This is a genomic window from Methylobacterium sp. ME121 (assembly GCF_000974725.1).
Lineage (GTDB): Bacteria > Pseudomonadota > Alphaproteobacteria > Rhizobiales > Beijerinckiaceae > Methylobacterium > Methylobacterium radiotolerans.
Genome location: NZ_BBUX01000106.1, coordinates 1 through 14,976 on the forward strand (window position 1 = coordinate 1; position 14,976 = coordinate 14,976).

Annotated in this window: 18 protein-coding genes; 14 read left to right on the forward strand and 4 right to left on the reverse strand. The window is 66.7% G+C overall.

The features are described 5' to 3' along the window. Positions 1-87: 87 nt before the first annotated feature. A complete protein-coding gene (locus ME121_RS30845; protein ID WP_059410173.1) occupies positions 88-384 on the reverse strand; it encodes a hypothetical protein in 297 nt (98 codons plus the stop codon). Positions 385-488: 104 nt separating this feature from the next. On the opposite strand from ME121_RS30845, the gene ME121_RS30850 reads away from it, so the two are divergent. The 5 genes from ME121_RS30850 (at position 489) to ME121_RS34570 (ending at position 4,668) form a co-directional block, all read left to right on the forward strand. Next, positions 489-728, forward strand: coding sequence for a helix-turn-helix domain-containing protein (locus ME121_RS30850; protein ID WP_059410174.1), 240 nt, complete (start codon positions 489-491; stop codon positions 726-728). A gap of 379 nt (positions 729-1,107) precedes the next feature. Continuing rightward, complete coding sequence (locus ME121_RS30855) at positions 1,108-1,350, forward strand: MerR family transcriptional regulator (RefSeq protein ID WP_059410175.1); 243 nt, start codon at positions 1,108-1,110, stop codon at positions 1,348-1,350. Positions 1,351-1,570: 220 nt separating this feature from the next. Further along, positions 1,571-2,527 (forward strand): primase/helicase family protein, encoded by a 957-nt coding sequence (locus ME121_RS34565; RefSeq protein WP_491892921.1) that lies wholly within the window; start codon positions 1,571-1,573, stop codon positions 2,525-2,527. Further along, on the forward strand, positions 2,520-3,773 hold the full coding sequence (locus ME121_RS30870) for a helicase RepA family protein (protein ID WP_491892922.1): 1,254 nt from the start codon (positions 2,520-2,522) through the stop codon (positions 3,771-3,773). Before ME121_RS34565 ends, ME121_RS30870 begins: the two co-directional genes overlap by 8 nt. Positions 3,774-4,155: 382 nt before the next feature. Beyond that, positions 4,156-4,668, forward strand: a complete 513-nt coding sequence (locus ME121_RS34570) for a hypothetical protein (RefSeq protein WP_491892923.1) — start codon at positions 4,156-4,158, stop codon at positions 4,666-4,668. A gap of 96 nt (positions 4,669-4,764) precedes the next feature. On the opposite strand, the gene ME121_RS30875 is transcribed toward ME121_RS34570, so the two are convergent. Further along, on the reverse strand, positions 4,765-5,442 hold the full coding sequence (locus ME121_RS30875) for a recombinase family protein (protein WP_059410179.1): 678 nt from the start codon (positions 5,440-5,442) through the stop codon (positions 4,765-4,767). Between the two features lie 303 nt (positions 5,443-5,745). Between ME121_RS30875 and ME121_RS34575 the strand changes: the two genes are divergently transcribed. From ME121_RS34575 to ME121_RS30920, 9 genes are all read left to right on the forward strand, one after another. Beyond that, on the forward strand, positions 5,746-6,357 hold the full coding sequence (locus ME121_RS34575; RefSeq protein ID WP_491892924.1) for a terminase small subunit: 612 nt from the start codon (positions 5,746-5,748) through the stop codon (positions 6,355-6,357). A 2-nt stretch (positions 6,358-6,359) separates the two neighbouring features. Beyond that, the gene (locus tag ME121_RS30885) at positions 6,360-6,755 is read left to right on the forward strand and encodes a hypothetical protein (protein ID WP_059410181.1); all 396 of its coding nucleotides are present in this window, start codon (positions 6,360-6,362) and stop codon (positions 6,753-6,755) included. Between the two features lie 54 nt (positions 6,756-6,809). Beyond that, positions 6,810-7,325, forward strand: a complete 516-nt coding sequence (locus tag ME121_RS30890) for a hypothetical protein (RefSeq protein WP_059410182.1) — start codon at positions 6,810-6,812, stop codon at positions 7,323-7,325. 79 nt (positions 7,326-7,404) lie between these two features. Continuing rightward, the gene (locus ME121_RS30895) at positions 7,405-8,136 is read left to right on the forward strand and encodes a hypothetical protein (protein WP_059410183.1); all 732 of its coding nucleotides are present in this window, start codon (positions 7,405-7,407) and stop codon (positions 8,134-8,136) included. Positions 8,137-8,331: 195 nt separating this feature from the next. Further along, positions 8,332-8,793 (forward strand): phage tail assembly chaperone, encoded by a 462-nt coding sequence (locus ME121_RS30900; RefSeq protein WP_059410184.1) that lies wholly within the window; start codon positions 8,332-8,334, stop codon positions 8,791-8,793. Positions 8,794-8,845: 52 nt separating this feature from the next. Continuing rightward, positions 8,846-11,056 carry a phage tail tape measure protein gene (locus tag ME121_RS30905; protein WP_059410185.1) on the forward strand — a complete coding sequence of 737 codons (2,211 nt, stop codon included), beginning with the start codon at positions 8,846-8,848 and terminating at the stop codon, positions 11,054-11,056. 23 nt (positions 11,057-11,079) lie between these two features. After that, entirely contained in the window at positions 11,080-12,042 is a 963-nt protein-coding gene (locus ME121_RS30910) for a phage protein (RefSeq protein WP_059410186.1), read from the forward strand. 116 nt (positions 12,043-12,158) lie between these two features. Beyond that, entirely contained in the window at positions 12,159-12,806 is a 648-nt protein-coding gene (locus tag ME121_RS30915) for a ParA family protein (RefSeq protein WP_059410187.1), read from the forward strand. Further along, positions 12,806-13,126, forward strand: coding sequence for a hypothetical protein (locus ME121_RS30920; protein ID WP_059410188.1), 321 nt, complete (start codon positions 12,806-12,808; stop codon positions 13,124-13,126). The genes ME121_RS30915 and ME121_RS30920 overlap by 1 nt, the downstream gene beginning before the upstream one ends. A 91-nt stretch (positions 13,127-13,217) precedes the next feature. Here ME121_RS30920 and ME121_RS30925 read toward each other — a convergent pair whose 3' ends face one another. After that, positions 13,218-13,958 (reverse strand): hypothetical protein, encoded by a 741-nt coding sequence (locus ME121_RS30925; protein WP_491892925.1) that lies wholly within the window; start codon positions 13,956-13,958, stop codon positions 13,218-13,220. Positions 13,959-14,283: 325 nt separating this feature from the next. Next, positions 14,284-14,760: a hypothetical protein gene (locus ME121_RS30930; protein WP_059410189.1), complete on the reverse strand. Its 477-nt coding sequence runs from the start codon at positions 14,758-14,760 to the stop codon at positions 14,284-14,286. Between the last annotated feature and the right edge of the window lie 216 nt (positions 14,761-14,976).

Here is a 14,976-nt window from a genome sequence, read left to right on the forward strand (position 1 = left end):
AAGTTGCGTGATCCTGCCGGGCGTGGGCGAGGCGTTGGGTCGGCGTGCGCAGGACGAGGGGGACGGCGTGGTTCATGGCGCCACCCGTCAGTGCGCGGCCATGTGCCGGGCGAGCTTGGCGGCGCCCCATGCGGCCGTCAGCGCCACCGACATCGCCTCTGCCCAGGTGCAGCCGAACCGCTCCTGATGGAGCCGGGCGGCCTTGGCGGCCGCGCGCATGATGGCGCTGCGATCGAACTTGCCGGCGGCGAACAGCGGGCGGCGATCGAGGCGGGCCGTCAGGTTGACGGAGGCCTTGGCGGCCAGGAGCCCGGCCGGGACCTTGGCGCGGTCGTCGCGCACGTCGCGGAGGGCGGCGTTCCAAGAGAGGCGTCGGTTTGACATGGCGAAACACTCGGTTTCCGTTGGCGATAAACGGATACCGTTGAAGTCAAACGCTGTCAACGCTTATCGTTTGTGATAAACGAACATCGTGGTTAGGAGCCGTGATGTCGTTGTCAGCCGCCCAGTCCCGCGCCGCCCGCGGACTACTCGATTGGTCACAGACCGAGCTCGCGTCCCGCTCGAACCTTAGCGAGAGCACGATCCGCGATTTCGAGAAGGGTCGACGTGTGCCATCACCGAACAACCTTGCTGCGGTCGTTCGCGCCTTCGAGACGGCAGGGTTGGAGTTCATCCCCGAGAACGGGGGAGGCGCCGGGATCCGGTTCCGAGACCGGAAGGCGTAAGCGAGGCTGACTCGCATCCGGCCCTGGACTGCGGGACCAGTCCAGGGCGCATCGCGATCAGACGAGCGTTGGGACACCACCGTCGATCGCGTCGGGCGAACCGGGACTGTCCGCCTTGAGATCAAATTACATATCGAGTTGCGGGCTTGTCAACGTCGTTTTATAAGAAACGGCGAGATATAACGATCTTTGACGCATCCGCTCTAATGCATTTATTCCGTAGAACTCATTTTATCTCCATAGATCAGACTGTATCATCTCGTTACACCTCAAAATATATAGCGCAAATACCCCAAATCTGCTTGCGATTAGTGCCGCGCGTGGAGCATGCTGTTCAAATCCCATTCGGCCCGGGACGGCCAATCGCGGAGGGCAGCACATGCCGAAGAACGCTAAAGTCAAGGCGCACATCAAGGATCGAGACTTTTGCTCGGTCACGGATGCCGTCGATTACTCAACTCTGAGCACATACACGATCCACGGCCTGATCCAGTCGAAGAAGATCGACGCGAAAAAGATCGGGCGCCGGTATCTGATCGTCGTTCCGAGCCTGCTGCGCTTCCTCAACGAGGGCGACGGAGGTTCGGAGGCGCCGCCTGCCAGCATCCCCGCGGCGGCGTAGGCCGATCACGCCAACCTCGAGGCGGACGGCCGCCCGAGATCATCCTAGACCCCCGGCGACGGCGCTGGCCCCAAGAGGCCAAACCCACCATGACAAGCAAAGAGGCCCGACCCCTCGCAGGATCGGACCCCTTGATTTCGCGCTTTGGTCGGCAGCGAAGCATCAAGGTACGTCTCACCCGCGAGCATTTCAACGGAATACTGTCGTTTGAGCAGGGGGAATGCGCATGACCGTGCATTCTCTGACACTGCGCGGGCTCGCGCGGGCGCTTGGCGGCGAGGTAGCCGGCGATCAGGTGTTAGCGCCTGGCCCTGGCCATAGCCCGGCCGACCGCAGCATGGCGGTGCGGCCGTCCGCGAGCCATCCTGATGGGTTCGTCGTCCACTCCTACTGCGGCGACGACTGGCGCGCCTGCCGCGACCATGTTGCGGGGGTTCTTGGGCTCGCTGACGACCGCCACCGCACGCCCCGACTCGTCGACCCGGTCGAGGCCCGCCGCCGCCAGGAAGCCCGCGAGCGTGCGGAGGCGGATGCCCGGGCCAAGCTGAAATACCGGCAGGAGCTCGCCCTTACGATTTGGGGCGAGGCGCGGGACCCGCGCGGCACGGTCGTCGAGGTACATCTCGGTGGCCGATGCCTGGATCTGTCCGACGAGATCGCAGGGACCGTCCTGCGGTTTCACCCGCGCTGCCCGTGGGGACGCGAGACGGTGCCGGCCATGGTCGCCCTCGTTCGGGACGTGGTGACGGATCAGCCCATCGGGATCCACCGCACAGCGCTCGATGCCCTCGGCCGCAAGGTCGAGGTGAACGGGTATGAACGGCTCACCCTTGGTCCGACCAAAGGCGGCGCGGTGAAGATGACTTCGGATGCCGATGTCACGACCTGCCTCGGGATCGGTGAGGGGATCGAGACCACCTTGTCGCTGCGGCACACCCGCGAGTTCGGTAGCTCGCCCGTGTGGTCGCTCATCTCGGCGCCCAACGTTGAGGCGTTCCCCGTCCTGTCCGGCGTCGAATGCCTCTGGATCTCGGTCGATCACGACCCGGCCGGCGAGCGCGCCGCCCGTGTCTGTTCTGCCCGCTGGCAGGCCGCCGGCGCCGAGACCTTCCTCGTCAAGACGACCACCCCCGGCACCGACCTCAACGACCTCATCAAAGGGGCGCAACATGGCTGACCTGTCGGGCTACACGATCGAGCGCGGGGCGCCGATTGAGCCGACCGCGGAAGATGACATGGGGCGTTTCGAGGCCTCATCCGCCGCCGGAGCTGCTGTCCCTGGGCGCATCAAGGCAACGCCTTTCGTCTGGCGCGATCCCAAGACGATCCCGCGGCGACAGTGGCTCTACGATCGCCATTTCATCCGGAAATACGCCACCGCAACTGTAGCGCCTGGCGGCCTCGGCAAGACAAGTCTCGTTCTCGTCGAGGCGCTTGCGATGGTGACGGGACGGCCTTTGCTCGGCGTGCGCGTGGCCGAGCCGTTGCGCGTCTGGGTTTGGAACGGCGAGGATCCCCGCGAAGAGATCGAGCGTCGCCTCGCCGCGATCTGCCTGCACTACGGCATCACGGCCGAGGACATCGGAGACCGCCTGTTCATCGACTCGGGCCGCGAACAGCCGCTCGTCATCGCGCAGAAGCTCGGCGAGGGGGTGACGGTCATGGTCCCCGTGGTCGACGCCATCACCGACGAGCTGCGGGCTCGGCGCATCGACGTGCTGATGATCGACCCGTTCGTGTCGTGTCACGCGGTCCCGGAGAACGACAACGGGGCGATCGACCGCGTCGCGAAGACGTGGGCCGGCATCGCCGAGGCCTGCAACTGCTGCGTCGAGCTCGTCCACCACGTTCGGAAGGCCGGCGCCGGACAGACCGCCTATACGGTCGAGGATGCCCGGGGCGGCTCGGCGCTGATCGGCGCGGTGCGCTCGGCACGCGTGCTCAACGGCATGTCTGTCGAGGAAGCCGGGCAGGCCAACGTGTCGTCGTGGGACCGGCTGCGGTTCTTCCGGGTCGACAACGGCAAGGCGAACATGGCCCCTCCGATGGAACGGGCGAAGTGGTTCGAGTTGGTCAGCACCGGCCTTGGAAACGACGATGCGGGCGGGCCCGAGGATCTTGTTGGCGTCGTCACGCCCTGGACGATGCCCGGGGCCTTCGACGGCATTGAGGTTGCGGACCTGCGCGCGGTTCAGGCTGCCATCGCCGGCGGCACGTGGGCTGCGAACGCCCAGGCTGGCAATTGGGCCGGACACGCCATTGGACAGGTGCTCGGCATCAACGTCGACAGCCCCGACGGCGGGAAGCGCATCAAGACGCTGTTGCGGACCTGGATCGAGAATGGCGCGCTGAAAATCGACCGCCAGCCGGACACTGGCAAGGGCCGGGATCGACCCATGATCGTCGTGGGAGTCCCGGCATGATCGGGGGCGTCAGACAGGGCCGACCCCACCTCGTTTTTCAAGGTGGGGTGAGGTGGGGAAACGGGCCTCTGGCCGACCCCACCTTGGTTTCCGAGGTGGGGTTTGGCGCCGGGCTTTCGACCCGCGGTCGGCCATCCGGCTGCGTCAACAACTCACTGATATTGTTCATCAAATATCCGCGAGTGGATCAAGCCTTGCCGTTCACCCCACCTTGTTTTTCGAAGTGGGGTCGAGGTGGGGAAGTGGGGAAGAACCGGACCTCTGCCGCCGTCCCCACTTTTAGGGCCCCCTTTAGGGGGGCCCAAGGTGGGGTAAGGCAGGCACCCGGTTCTGGGGGGTGCCTTGGTGGGGGATCGAGCAACACGAAGGTGGGGGAAAGCCGATGCTGAACGAAGCCGTAGCGACCGCGTCGCCCGACGACGATCATCCCTCCCATCTCGTGGACACCCCTACGCCCCGTCGACGCGGCCGCGGTCCGGACAAGGGCCCGCGGATCCAAGGTGGCGCCCAGCGTCACCCCCTGAAGCGGGCCGGACGCCGGTACGAAGACACCCTCATCGCCTTCACGCCTCGATCCGAGGCCGCCGGCTTTCGCTCGACGGTTGGTCAAATCAAGCTCGGACCGTATCCCGACAAAACTGGGTGGGCCGATGCATATGCCTGTCACATCGGCGGGCCCGAGCTGACTATTCACTGTCCAAACAAGGCTCAGATTGACGCCTTGGTCCTGCGCGACTTCCATTTACTTGTGGCCGAGCACGGCATGAAGCCGGTCGACGTGCACAACGCGCTCATGGACCTGATCGAGTTCCGCCGCGCCATCCACGAGTCCGCGTACGGAGCGGTAGCCCAAGGCAAAGCGCGGGACACGAACGCGGCCGACCGCCCGCTGTGATGCCCCGCCGTTGCGATACGCGGCCCGCTGACGGCGTTCGATGGGTCGGGAGCAGGAACACACCGGGAACGGTGCCGGCGGCCGTCCTGGGCCGTCTCATGCGGCCAGCCGCGTCAGAACCCGCGCAACCTGCGCCGCTGCCCAGACATCAGCGCCGCGGGCCGTCGGTATACCGCGTTCGGTCAGCGCGCGCGCGATCCCACTGGCCGACGTAACGCCCGCCGCCCGCAGATCCGCGATGATGGGTGCGAGCCGGGTCGCCTGGGCCTTAGCTCTGGCCGATATGGTGGCCCTGCCCGCCTCACGGGCGGCATCGGTGGCCACATGCCCCCGGAAGCCCCCGAGCTTCGTTCCGCGGGCCTTCGCGGCCGCCAGCGCTGCCCGGGTCCGTTCCGAGATCATGCGGCGCTCTTCCTCGGCGACCATCGCCATGATCCCGACCGTCAGGCGGTTGGCGTTCGGCATATCGGCGCACACGAAGTCGACCCCCGCCTTCTCGAGGCCGAGCAGAAAGTGCGCGTCTCGGGACAGCCGATCGAGCTTCGCGATGACGAGTCGAGCCCCATAGAGCCGACACGCCTCGACGGCCTTCATCAGCTCGGGGCGGTCATCTCGCTTCCCGCTTTCGACCTCGACGAACTCGGCGACCACCTTCCACGGACCACCGTTCAAGAAGTCGGCCACGGTTCTGCGCTGCGCCTCGATGCCGAGGCCGGAGGCGCCCTGAGAGTCCCGGGACACGCGGAGGTAGGAGACGTGGTTCCGCTTGGCCATCACCGACTCAACGTCCTTAGCTACGGTCGTTGCTAGAACTGTTAGACGTTCGAAGTCAAGCGGTGTCGTTTGCCGCTCGGGTTCGCAGACAAAACACGACATTGGATATACTTTCTCAAAGATTGACCTAAGAATATTGACGGTTTTGATAAATGGATATTTCGCAGTCTTCGACCTAATAGGCTGCTTAAACCGTTGTATCACAACACTATTCGGTCTATCATTCCAGGAAAATTGGGGTTTCTTGGGCGCGGCCCGAGCTGATCCGGGCGCCACTGCGCTTATCTGAAAAGGCATCTCTTCGTGTTGAAGGATCTCAATCAAAATCAGCTCGCCTTCGTGCTCGCCTATGTCGAGGGCGATACGCTGGGAAATGCAACGCAGTCGGCAATCAAAGCCGGATACACCCCGGAGAACGCAGCGCGACAGGGCTACGATCTTCTCACGAAGAACGCTTCCGTCAGAAAAGCCATTGACGACTTCAATGCGGAAGCGATTGCCCGGACAAAGATCACGAAGGATCGTGTCATGGCCGAGCTCGGCCGGATCGGGTTCGCCGACATAAGGTCCGTGGTGAACTGGGGTGCGCCCGGAGACGCGGTGCGTGATGACAGCGCTGACACCGGCGCTCCCGACGCGACCGAGAACCGGAACGCCCTGCGCCTCGTCTCATCCGACGAGGTTCATCCCGGCGCTGCGGCCGCCATCGCCGAAATCTCGCAAGGTCCGCACGGGCTGAAGGTCAAGATGCACAGCAAGACGGCCGCCCTCGTCGAGCTCGGCCGCCACCTCGGCATCGCGCAGAAGGTCGCGCTGACCGGCCCGACGGGCGAAGGCCCGGTGGAGACCATCACCCGCGAGATGACGCCTCTTGAGGCGGAAGACTTCTACCGTCGAACCCTTGAGGGAGAGTGATTATGACTTACAGCATCTTGTCCGCCGAACAGATCCGGCGCCTGCGTGCGTATGGTGCCGAGGCGCACGGCAGCCTCCCGGTTGCGGATCACGCCCCGCGGCTCGCTGCCCCCGCCCCCCGGCACCGGCCGACCTATGACGCGGCCGCCCTGGCCGAGATCGCCGACGGCTTGGCGGCGGCCGGACGGGAGCTGTCCGAGATCAACGCCGCCTTCGCGCGCCAGCGGGCGCAGGCGACGGCGGACGCGGCAGCCCGGGCCGCCGGCCGCCTCACGGAGTCCGAGCGTTCGGATGTTCTTCGCCGCTCGCACGCGGTGGCGGATGCCGCTGCGGCACCGAACCGCCTGCACGCGATCAACTCCCGCGCCTCCGAGGTGTGGCGCCGCAAGAGCGCCTGACCCGCAACCCGGCCCGTCGTGACGGCGGCCCGCCCCTTCGAAGGAAAGACCTCGATGAAAGAGCTTCTGAACGTCTACGGGGCCGTGGGTCCCTTCACCCTGACGCTGTCGCGCACCGCGCGGGCAGCCGGGCCGGGCGGGTATCCGCAGGCGTCCCTGTCCCTGGACCTGTCGAACGGGGACGATGTCCGCCCCGTGGCGGGCTACGCCGAAGGGGCCATCGCCACGGCCTCGGCAGCCGGCGCGGCGATCATGGCGGCCTTCGCGGCTGCGGGGGCGGATGTGACGCTCGGGTCCGCCCGCTCGGCCCCGATGGCGGCGCAGGGCACGGCCGAGGCCGCCACGTACACCAATGCCCGCACCCTCACGCCGGGAACGCCCGTGCCGCCCGGCCGCGGCGTCATCGTCCGGGGGTCCGGCACGTTCGTCTTGAAGCTGCAGGGCGGCGGAACGGTCGATCTCGTGGACACCACCGGTGGCGGCGGTGGAACGCGCCACGATGGCTACGCCGTCGTCGATGCCGATCTGACCAAGGCCGACCCGAACGCCTCCGTTCAAGTCCTCTACTGAGGCCTGACGCGTCACCCCACAGATCCGACCCACCACAGGACCGCAGGACTGCGGACCAACCCAACGAGGGAACGACCCCATGACCAACATCAGCGCCCTTCCGACCAACGCCCGCACGGCCGAACCGCTCTGGACCCCGCTCCCTTCCGAAAAGATCGTCGTCGAGGATGAGGCGGCCCTTCGCTCTACCCTCGCGGACCGTCTGGCTGCCCTGGCCCGCGCCCGGGAAGCCGAGCTCGACGTTGCCGCGCGTGTCAGCGTCGCCGTGCGCGAGAAGGGCGAGGCCCAGGGGCGCCATGCCGCTGCCGCCGAGAAGACTGCGGCTGCGCGGCGGGAGGCAGCCTCTGCGATGCAGGCGTGGTTGGCTTCGCAGGACACCGACCGCCCCGGCTCCGAGGCTCTTTCCGCCGCCCTCGCGGTCGAGGCTACCGCGAAGGTCGATGTCGAGGTGATGGAGTCGGTTCTCGGCGCCCTGAAAGTCGAGCACGAGGCCGCGATTGCCGAGACGAAACGAGCGCTGCACGACGCGCAGATGATCCGCGATCGGGTGGTGCTCGCGCAGGCCTGCCGAATGGCAGCGGAGCTGAACGAGGCGGACGAACGCGGCTTGGAGCTGCGGCGCAGCCTGGAAGAGCTGTTCCTGGCGTTGCCGGTGAAGCTGCCCGCCCCCGCGGGCATTCGCGACGCGATGGCCCCGAAGACCATGCCGTTCAACGTCAGCAGCCACAGTCCGGGCGTGCGGCGGTGGTCCGAGCACCTGAAAGACCTGCTGGCCGACCCGCAGGCCACGGTCGCGCCCCTCGGGGACTGATTTCACCGATTGCCGGCGGCGGCCCTGATGGGGTCTCGGCCGCAGTCGGCAAGCCTGCGCCGCCTCGATCGGCGCGGAAGCGGCTAGGCGGAAAGTGCCGTCGTAACCCCGCCCGCCGGCGTCGCCTGCCAACCTCTGCGGGCGGCGCCGGCACCTTCTCCCCGCAGCATCACCACGTCTCAAGGATCCCTTTCCATGTCGGAAATCACCATCAACGGCCGCGCATTCCGGCTGCAGAAGCTCGACGCCCTGACGCAGCTCGCCATCGGCGTGAAGGTGCTGCCGATCGTGCCTGCCCTCAAGCCGGCCTTCGCGGCTGCCGCCGACATGCGCGCGCGCGTGGCCGCCGCGGAGAAGGCCGCCGCCGAGGGGCGCGAGCCGGACGAGCCGATCGCGGGCGCCGAACTCTCCGACGAGGCCGTGATGCACCTCGCAGCGGCGGTGCAGACGCTCGGCGACGATGGCCGGAATTACGTCATCGGGGCCTGTCTGCGCGCCGTGCTGATGGAGACCGACGGCGGCGGGTTCCTGCCGGCGTGGTCGGCCCGGGACGGCAAGCCGGATCCGAGCATCGATGTCGTGACCATGCTGCGGCTCGTCTACGCGGTCGTCATGGACAACATCTCGTCTTTCTCGTCCCAGATGTCGGCCAAGTAGAAGTCACTTTGCAGGGATGGCCCTCGCTTTACTGAAAAAATGAGGGCTTGATATGGCCGAGACCATCAAAGAATTCCTCGTCGGCCTGTCCTACAAGGTCGACGGCGCATCCGAGCGCAAGTTCACCGACGCCATCCGCTCGGCGACCCTGCAGGCCGACCTTCTCGCGCGCGGGATCGAGAGCGCCGCCAAGGCCATCGCCAAGGCCGTCGCCGACATCTCGGCCGGATTTGAAAGCATCTTCTACACCGCCCAGCGCGCCAACACCTCGGTCGGCAGCCTGCGGGCGATGACCTATGCCTTGTCGCAGCTCGGCACCTCGGCCGGGTCCGCACAGGCCTCGCTCTCGAACTTCGGCCGGCGCTTGGCCACGGATCCCGGCGCGGAGTCGCTGTTGAAGGCGATCGGCGTCCGGACCCGGGATGCCGCGGGGCGGCTGCGGGACACGACGAAGCTGTTCGAGGAGTTCGGCCAGGCGACGCAGCGGATGCCGACGTATGTCGCGCTGGGCTACGCGCAGCAGCTCGGCGTCGACGAAGACACGATGCGCGCGATGCGCGAGCAGCCCGAACTGCTCGCCCGGTTGCGCAAGGAACAGGCTGAATACGCCCGCTCGATCGGTCTCAACCAAGATGAGGCCGCCGAGAAAGGCAAGACGTTCATGCAGTCGCTTCGGCGACTGGAAATGGTCGTTACGCTTGTCTCGCAAAAAATCCTCTCGGATCTCGCGCCGGCTCTACAGAAATTCATTGATGAGATCATCGAATGGGTCCGGCAGAACCCGGATGCCATCCGCGAGGGACTGATCCAGATCGGCAACGCCGCGGCCGAGTTCGCCAAGGCGCTGCTGGCCATCGCGAAGGAACTGGCGCCGGTCATCACCAAGATCGGGGAGATGGCGGGGGCCATCACGGGCCACAACGGCGTGCAGGGCGTTCTAGAGGCGTTCGCGGCCTTCATGGTCGCATCGTGGGCGGTGCGGATCGTCGGCGCCATCTCGTCGGTCTCGACGGCATGGGGCGCGCTGATGCTGCGTCTTGGTATCCCGATCGTCGCCGGCGCGGTGGCGATGGGGCACAGCTTCCAGACGCCGGAACAGGCCGCGGCCGACCCTGGCCAGGCCGAGTTGCAGCGCGAGGGCATCGACCGCCGCGCGCGGGTCCGGGAATGGCTGGGCGATAAGTGGGGATCGGTGAAGCGAGCTTTTGGAGGCGGTAGCGCGGAGGCCTCCGAAGGCCGTGGCGGCGCGGGCATCCGTCGGCGCGGCGCGCGGGCCGCTGCCGGCGATCAGAGCGGTGGCGTTGCGGCCAACCCCGGGGACTACAAGGATGTGCTCGACCACATCGCCCGGTCCGAGGGGACGGCCAAGGCGCCCGGGGGCGGCTACAACACCTCCCTCGGCTATGGACGGTACCTGCCTGGTGGTCAGGAACAGACCCTCACCACCAAGACGCTGGACGAAATCCTCGAGCTCGGCCGGTACATGCGCCGCCAGCCTGGCAACCCGAACTCGTCCGCGATGGGGCGGTACCAGATCGTCGGGGACACCCTGCGCGACCAGATGCGGAAGCTCGGGCTCAAGGGCACCGACCTGTTCGACGAGAAGACGCAGGACCGGATCGCGGCGAACCTCGCCCGCCAGCGGGGCGCCAACGCGGTCGGCCTGCGTCAGGAATGGGCCTCGCTGATCGGAGCCAAGAACGCGATAGCCGTCGAGCTGATGCAGAAGGTTCGGGCCGGCGCGAGCATCAACCCACGCGTGCCCGAAAAACCGGACTTCGCTAGCGCCGCCAAGGGCCTCGACAAGCTGATGACGCCCGAGGACCGGGCTGCAGTCGCGGCGGCCGAGGCAGCGCGGGCCGAGGCCGCCAAGGCGCGGGCGGCCCTGACGGAGGCGCAGCGCGACGCGCTGGACCGCGAGAAGCGGGAGCGGTGGCAGGCGGTCTACAAGGCCACGGGCGACGCTGCGAAGGCAGACGAGGCCATGCGGAAGGTGGCGGCACCTGCCGCCCCCGGACATCCGGCCACGGAAGCTGCAGCCGCCCCGCCCGCGGCCCGGCGGCCGACCTTCGCGCCGGCGATCGACCCGAAGCCGCTCGGGACCTCGAACACCACCGACAACAGCCGGTCCGCGAGCCTCACGCAGCACAACACCTTCAACGTGCAGGGCAGCGAGCCGCGCCAAGTCGCCGACCTCGTCTTTCAGGGGCAAAAGTCAGTTGGTCAATTTGGTCTCGATGGCATCAAGGCCGCAGTCCGTTAGATCTTTCCGAAGGAAAAAACGATATGGCTCGGAAGTATCTTCGCTACTTCAAGCTGACTCTTGGAAAGACTGGAAAGGCGCTTGACCTGTCGCAGTTCCGAGTCCGCTTTCAAGTCAAATCTTTCGAGAGCCAAACCCCTCAACATGTCGAGGCGTACATTTACAACCTATCTCGGGAAACCGAGCAGAATATAACGAAAGAATACGACAACGTGAAAATTGAGGCCGGGTATCAGGATAGTCATGGCCTGATATTCGATGGCGACTTGGTGCAGAAGCGCGCAGGTCGCGAGAACCCGGTTGATACGTACCTCGGGATCCTGGCTCGGTCCGGCTACCGAGGCAACGGCTACGCGGTAGTGAACACGGCCCTCGAGAAGGGGCACACACAGCGCGACGTGGTCGATGCCTGCATGAAGGCGTTCGCCGAGCATGGGTTGAAGCCCGGCTACATCACCGACCTCGGCAGCGCGAAGGCGATCCGCGGCACGACGCTGTTCGGGATGGCGCGGGACACGATGCGCACGCTGTGCCAAAGTGCCAACGCCTCGTTCAATTTCGAGAACGGCCGGGTGAATGTCCGGAAAAACGGCGAGTTCAAGCCCGGGTCTACGATCGTTCTCAACAGTCAAACGGGCATGATCGGGCGTCCGGAAGCGACGATCGACGGTGTCATCGTGCGGATGCTGATGGATCCCAACTGCCAGATCGGGACTAAAATCCAGATCGATGAGAAATCCATCAATCGGGCTGCATATTCTCCGGCTTACCTCGCCGAAGGCAGCAATGCATTGCTAGACAAAATCATTGCTACCGACGGCATATATCAGGTTATCTCATACGAACACTTCGGTGACACACAAGGTCTAGCTTGGTACACGGATGCTGTGTGCCTGCGTGCCGACGGAGGCGCCATCGTCAGCCAGGCTGTGAGGGCGCGCGGCGTGCCCCTGCCGGAGGCCTATCGCAGCCAAGCTGACGCCTGACGATGGCGTTATGACGATGGTTAACGTCATGTTAACGTCTGTCTGACTTCCTGATGGCCGCAAGAAAGAAATCATCTTGCGACTAGATTTAGGCTTTCAGACGGATTGATTGCAGCATGTCGAAGCTGATCGGCCTTGCGTCGACCAAGGGCGGCGTCGGCAAGACGACCATCGCCATCAATTTGGCGGCCGTTCTCGCCCGCGGCGGCGCGCGGGTCGCGATCCTCGACGCGGATCCCGCCGGGCACGCGACGGCCGTCGGCGACATGGGCCGCCTCCCCTTCCCGGTCAGCTCGCTTCTCCTCGAGGAGGTAGAGGCCAAGGCGGTTGCAGCCTGGACGAAGGCCGTTCGCTCGATCGAGGCCGATTACGTCGTGATCGACGCGCCCGGCGCCCTTGGCGCGGCATTCGGCGCCGTGGTGGCCATCGTCGACTTGGCGCTGATCCCGGTGGGCGCTTCCATGCTCGACATCCGGGGAGCGGCAGAGACGGTCGGCATCGTGCGGCGGCACCGGAAGGCCGGCGGCCGCGGCAGGCCCGATATCCTCGTGGTCCCCTCGCGCGTCGATCGGCGGACCGGATCCGGCCGCGATGTCGTCGGGACCCTCGCAGGCCTCACGGAGCCGGTCGCGCCCGCGATCACGCTGCGCGCCGTCGTGGCCGACAGCCTGTCCGGTGGCGATCCCGTGCCGCCCGAGACGCCATCCGCCCTGGAATTTTCCGCGCTGGCCGACGCGGTCCGCACCCGCTTGGAGACCCTGTGATGGCACCCCGTCACCGCGCCGGCATGGACGCCGAGGCTGTCGCCCGCCTGATGGCCGCTCAGGATCAGGAGGAAGGATCCCCGGCCGAGCCTGTCTCGATTCCCGCCGCGGCGCCGGCCGCCCCGCCAGCCCCGACCCGGGACCCTGGATTCGACCCGGGCAAGGTCGACGGCCGCACGCTTCGCCGGACCGGCCGCGAGCCGTTCGCGACCCGGATCAAGCCCGAGGCCCACGAGGCGTTGAAGCGGATCGCCTACGCGCGCGGAATCACGATCGCCGAGGCCCTTGAGATGGCAGTGGCGGCGTTTTCGGAAAGATAGACGCATGCAAGGTGCCATCTTGCGACTATCTTGACGCCAGATGGCACCATTCTGGTCGCTGGATTCGCATCTGCCTGCGTCGAGAGGCCGGTTATGCGATTCGCATCGCCCGTCGACCTGACCCTGACCAATCCGCTTCCCTCCCGCCGGATGCCCTTTGCCCGATTCCGGAGTTCACAGGCTGCCTCTGTGGATCTCCCGTATCCGTGGGGTGAACCTTTCTGCACCCTATGCTCCCCAAGAGCGCGGGGGCTGCGGACCGCCCGCCGCGCCGGAGCCACGCCAGCCACTCGCGGGAGATGACCCGGATCACGTTCGGATCGTTCTTCCTGCCCTGGCGGCGGCGCTCTTGGATCGTCAGCAACCCGTCGCCCTCGGCCAGCCGGATCGCAGCCTGCGCCAGGCGCCGGCACACGCCCGCCCGGGCCGCGATGGCATCCAGGCACAGTCCGCAGGCCCCATTGCGGGCAGCCTCGTCCCCGACGATGCGCAGGACCGCGAGCTGTCCGGTGGTGAACCGCGAGGCGAGGGCAGGGGGCATCGGACCCGAACAGGCCAGCCGGCGGCGCCGGGCGATGGCCTCGGACCGCTCCGGAGCTCTCTGAGGGCGTTTCGGCGGGAACAGCGTTACTCGGCCGAGCGGAATGCCGACGGGCGTTACGGCCTCGCGTAGCGCGGCCCTGCGGGTGTGCAGCGCTTCGGCGAGCCCCTGCGCCTCGACATCGGTGACGGTCTCGGCGGCGTGCGCCTGCCAGATGCGACGCGACAGGTCGTCGAGTTGCGCGAGGGTGCGCGCAGCATCGATCGCCCCTCGCATGGTGGCGTGAAACATCGATCGGCCCTTGTGCAGACCGCAGCAGCTTGAGGGCCGGCGCGCGAGGCACCGCCCTCCACAAGGCAAGCCGATATCGTCGCGAGAATTGGCGTTCCCGCTTGACGCCCAGAGGGCGACCGTGAGACTTTCGGAGATGTCAGTGGCTCCGAAGGCCTCACCGATTTCGACGGCCCTCCGTTTGGCGACGGGGGGCCGTTGGCTTTTCAGGGTGCTGCTACAGCGTCGGTAGTTCTCCTGATCCTGGCCGACTCGCCCAGCGAGGGCGCCCCGACCGCGAACGCCGATACCGCACGAAGCGACGGCGCGTGGCAAGCCGGCTCAATCACCGGCGGTAGGCGAACCCCTCCTGAGAGAACGTCTCGAACCCCTCGGGCACGTCGCCACCAGTCGACCACGCCACCGCGCAGACGAGCTGCCACAGCGCATTATGGACCGGATCGGACCGGTCTAAGCACCCTTCATACCCACAGGACACCGCGAAGCTGAGTGCGCGGAGACCGGCCAGTGACCGGGGCATGGGCCCGTTAATGACGGCTTCGGCCACTGCCGAGCAGGCCTCGAACGCACCTTCCGCCTTCGCGATGCGTTCGGGCGTCTCGTCGGCTCGGACGGCCCGGCGAGCCTTCACATGTTTGTCCCACTGCAGCTCGAGCAGCGGCAGGAGCGCCACAGCGGCATCGGTGCCGGCCGCGCGCTCGTTCAGGACGGTGCGGCAGCGGTCGTTGATAGAGACGCGCCCGGTCGGAGCGCTGCGAACCGGGGCCGACTGGCTGAAATCAGGGATGCGGGCATAGGTCATCGTTCGGGCTCCGTAGGGCTCGTTGCAGGGGTCAGCGGTGGGGAAGAGGGTCGGCCGTGCCGTCAGGCCCGCGGGGCGCTCAACGCGCCGGGGAAGCGGGTGCGAAGCGTCCGGGCGTGATCGATGGCCCAGGCGTGGCGCTGACGAAGGTCAGCAAGGTCGCCGTCGGCGCGGATGATGCGCAGGCGGTACGAGGCGGCCAGCACGAGGCAAGTT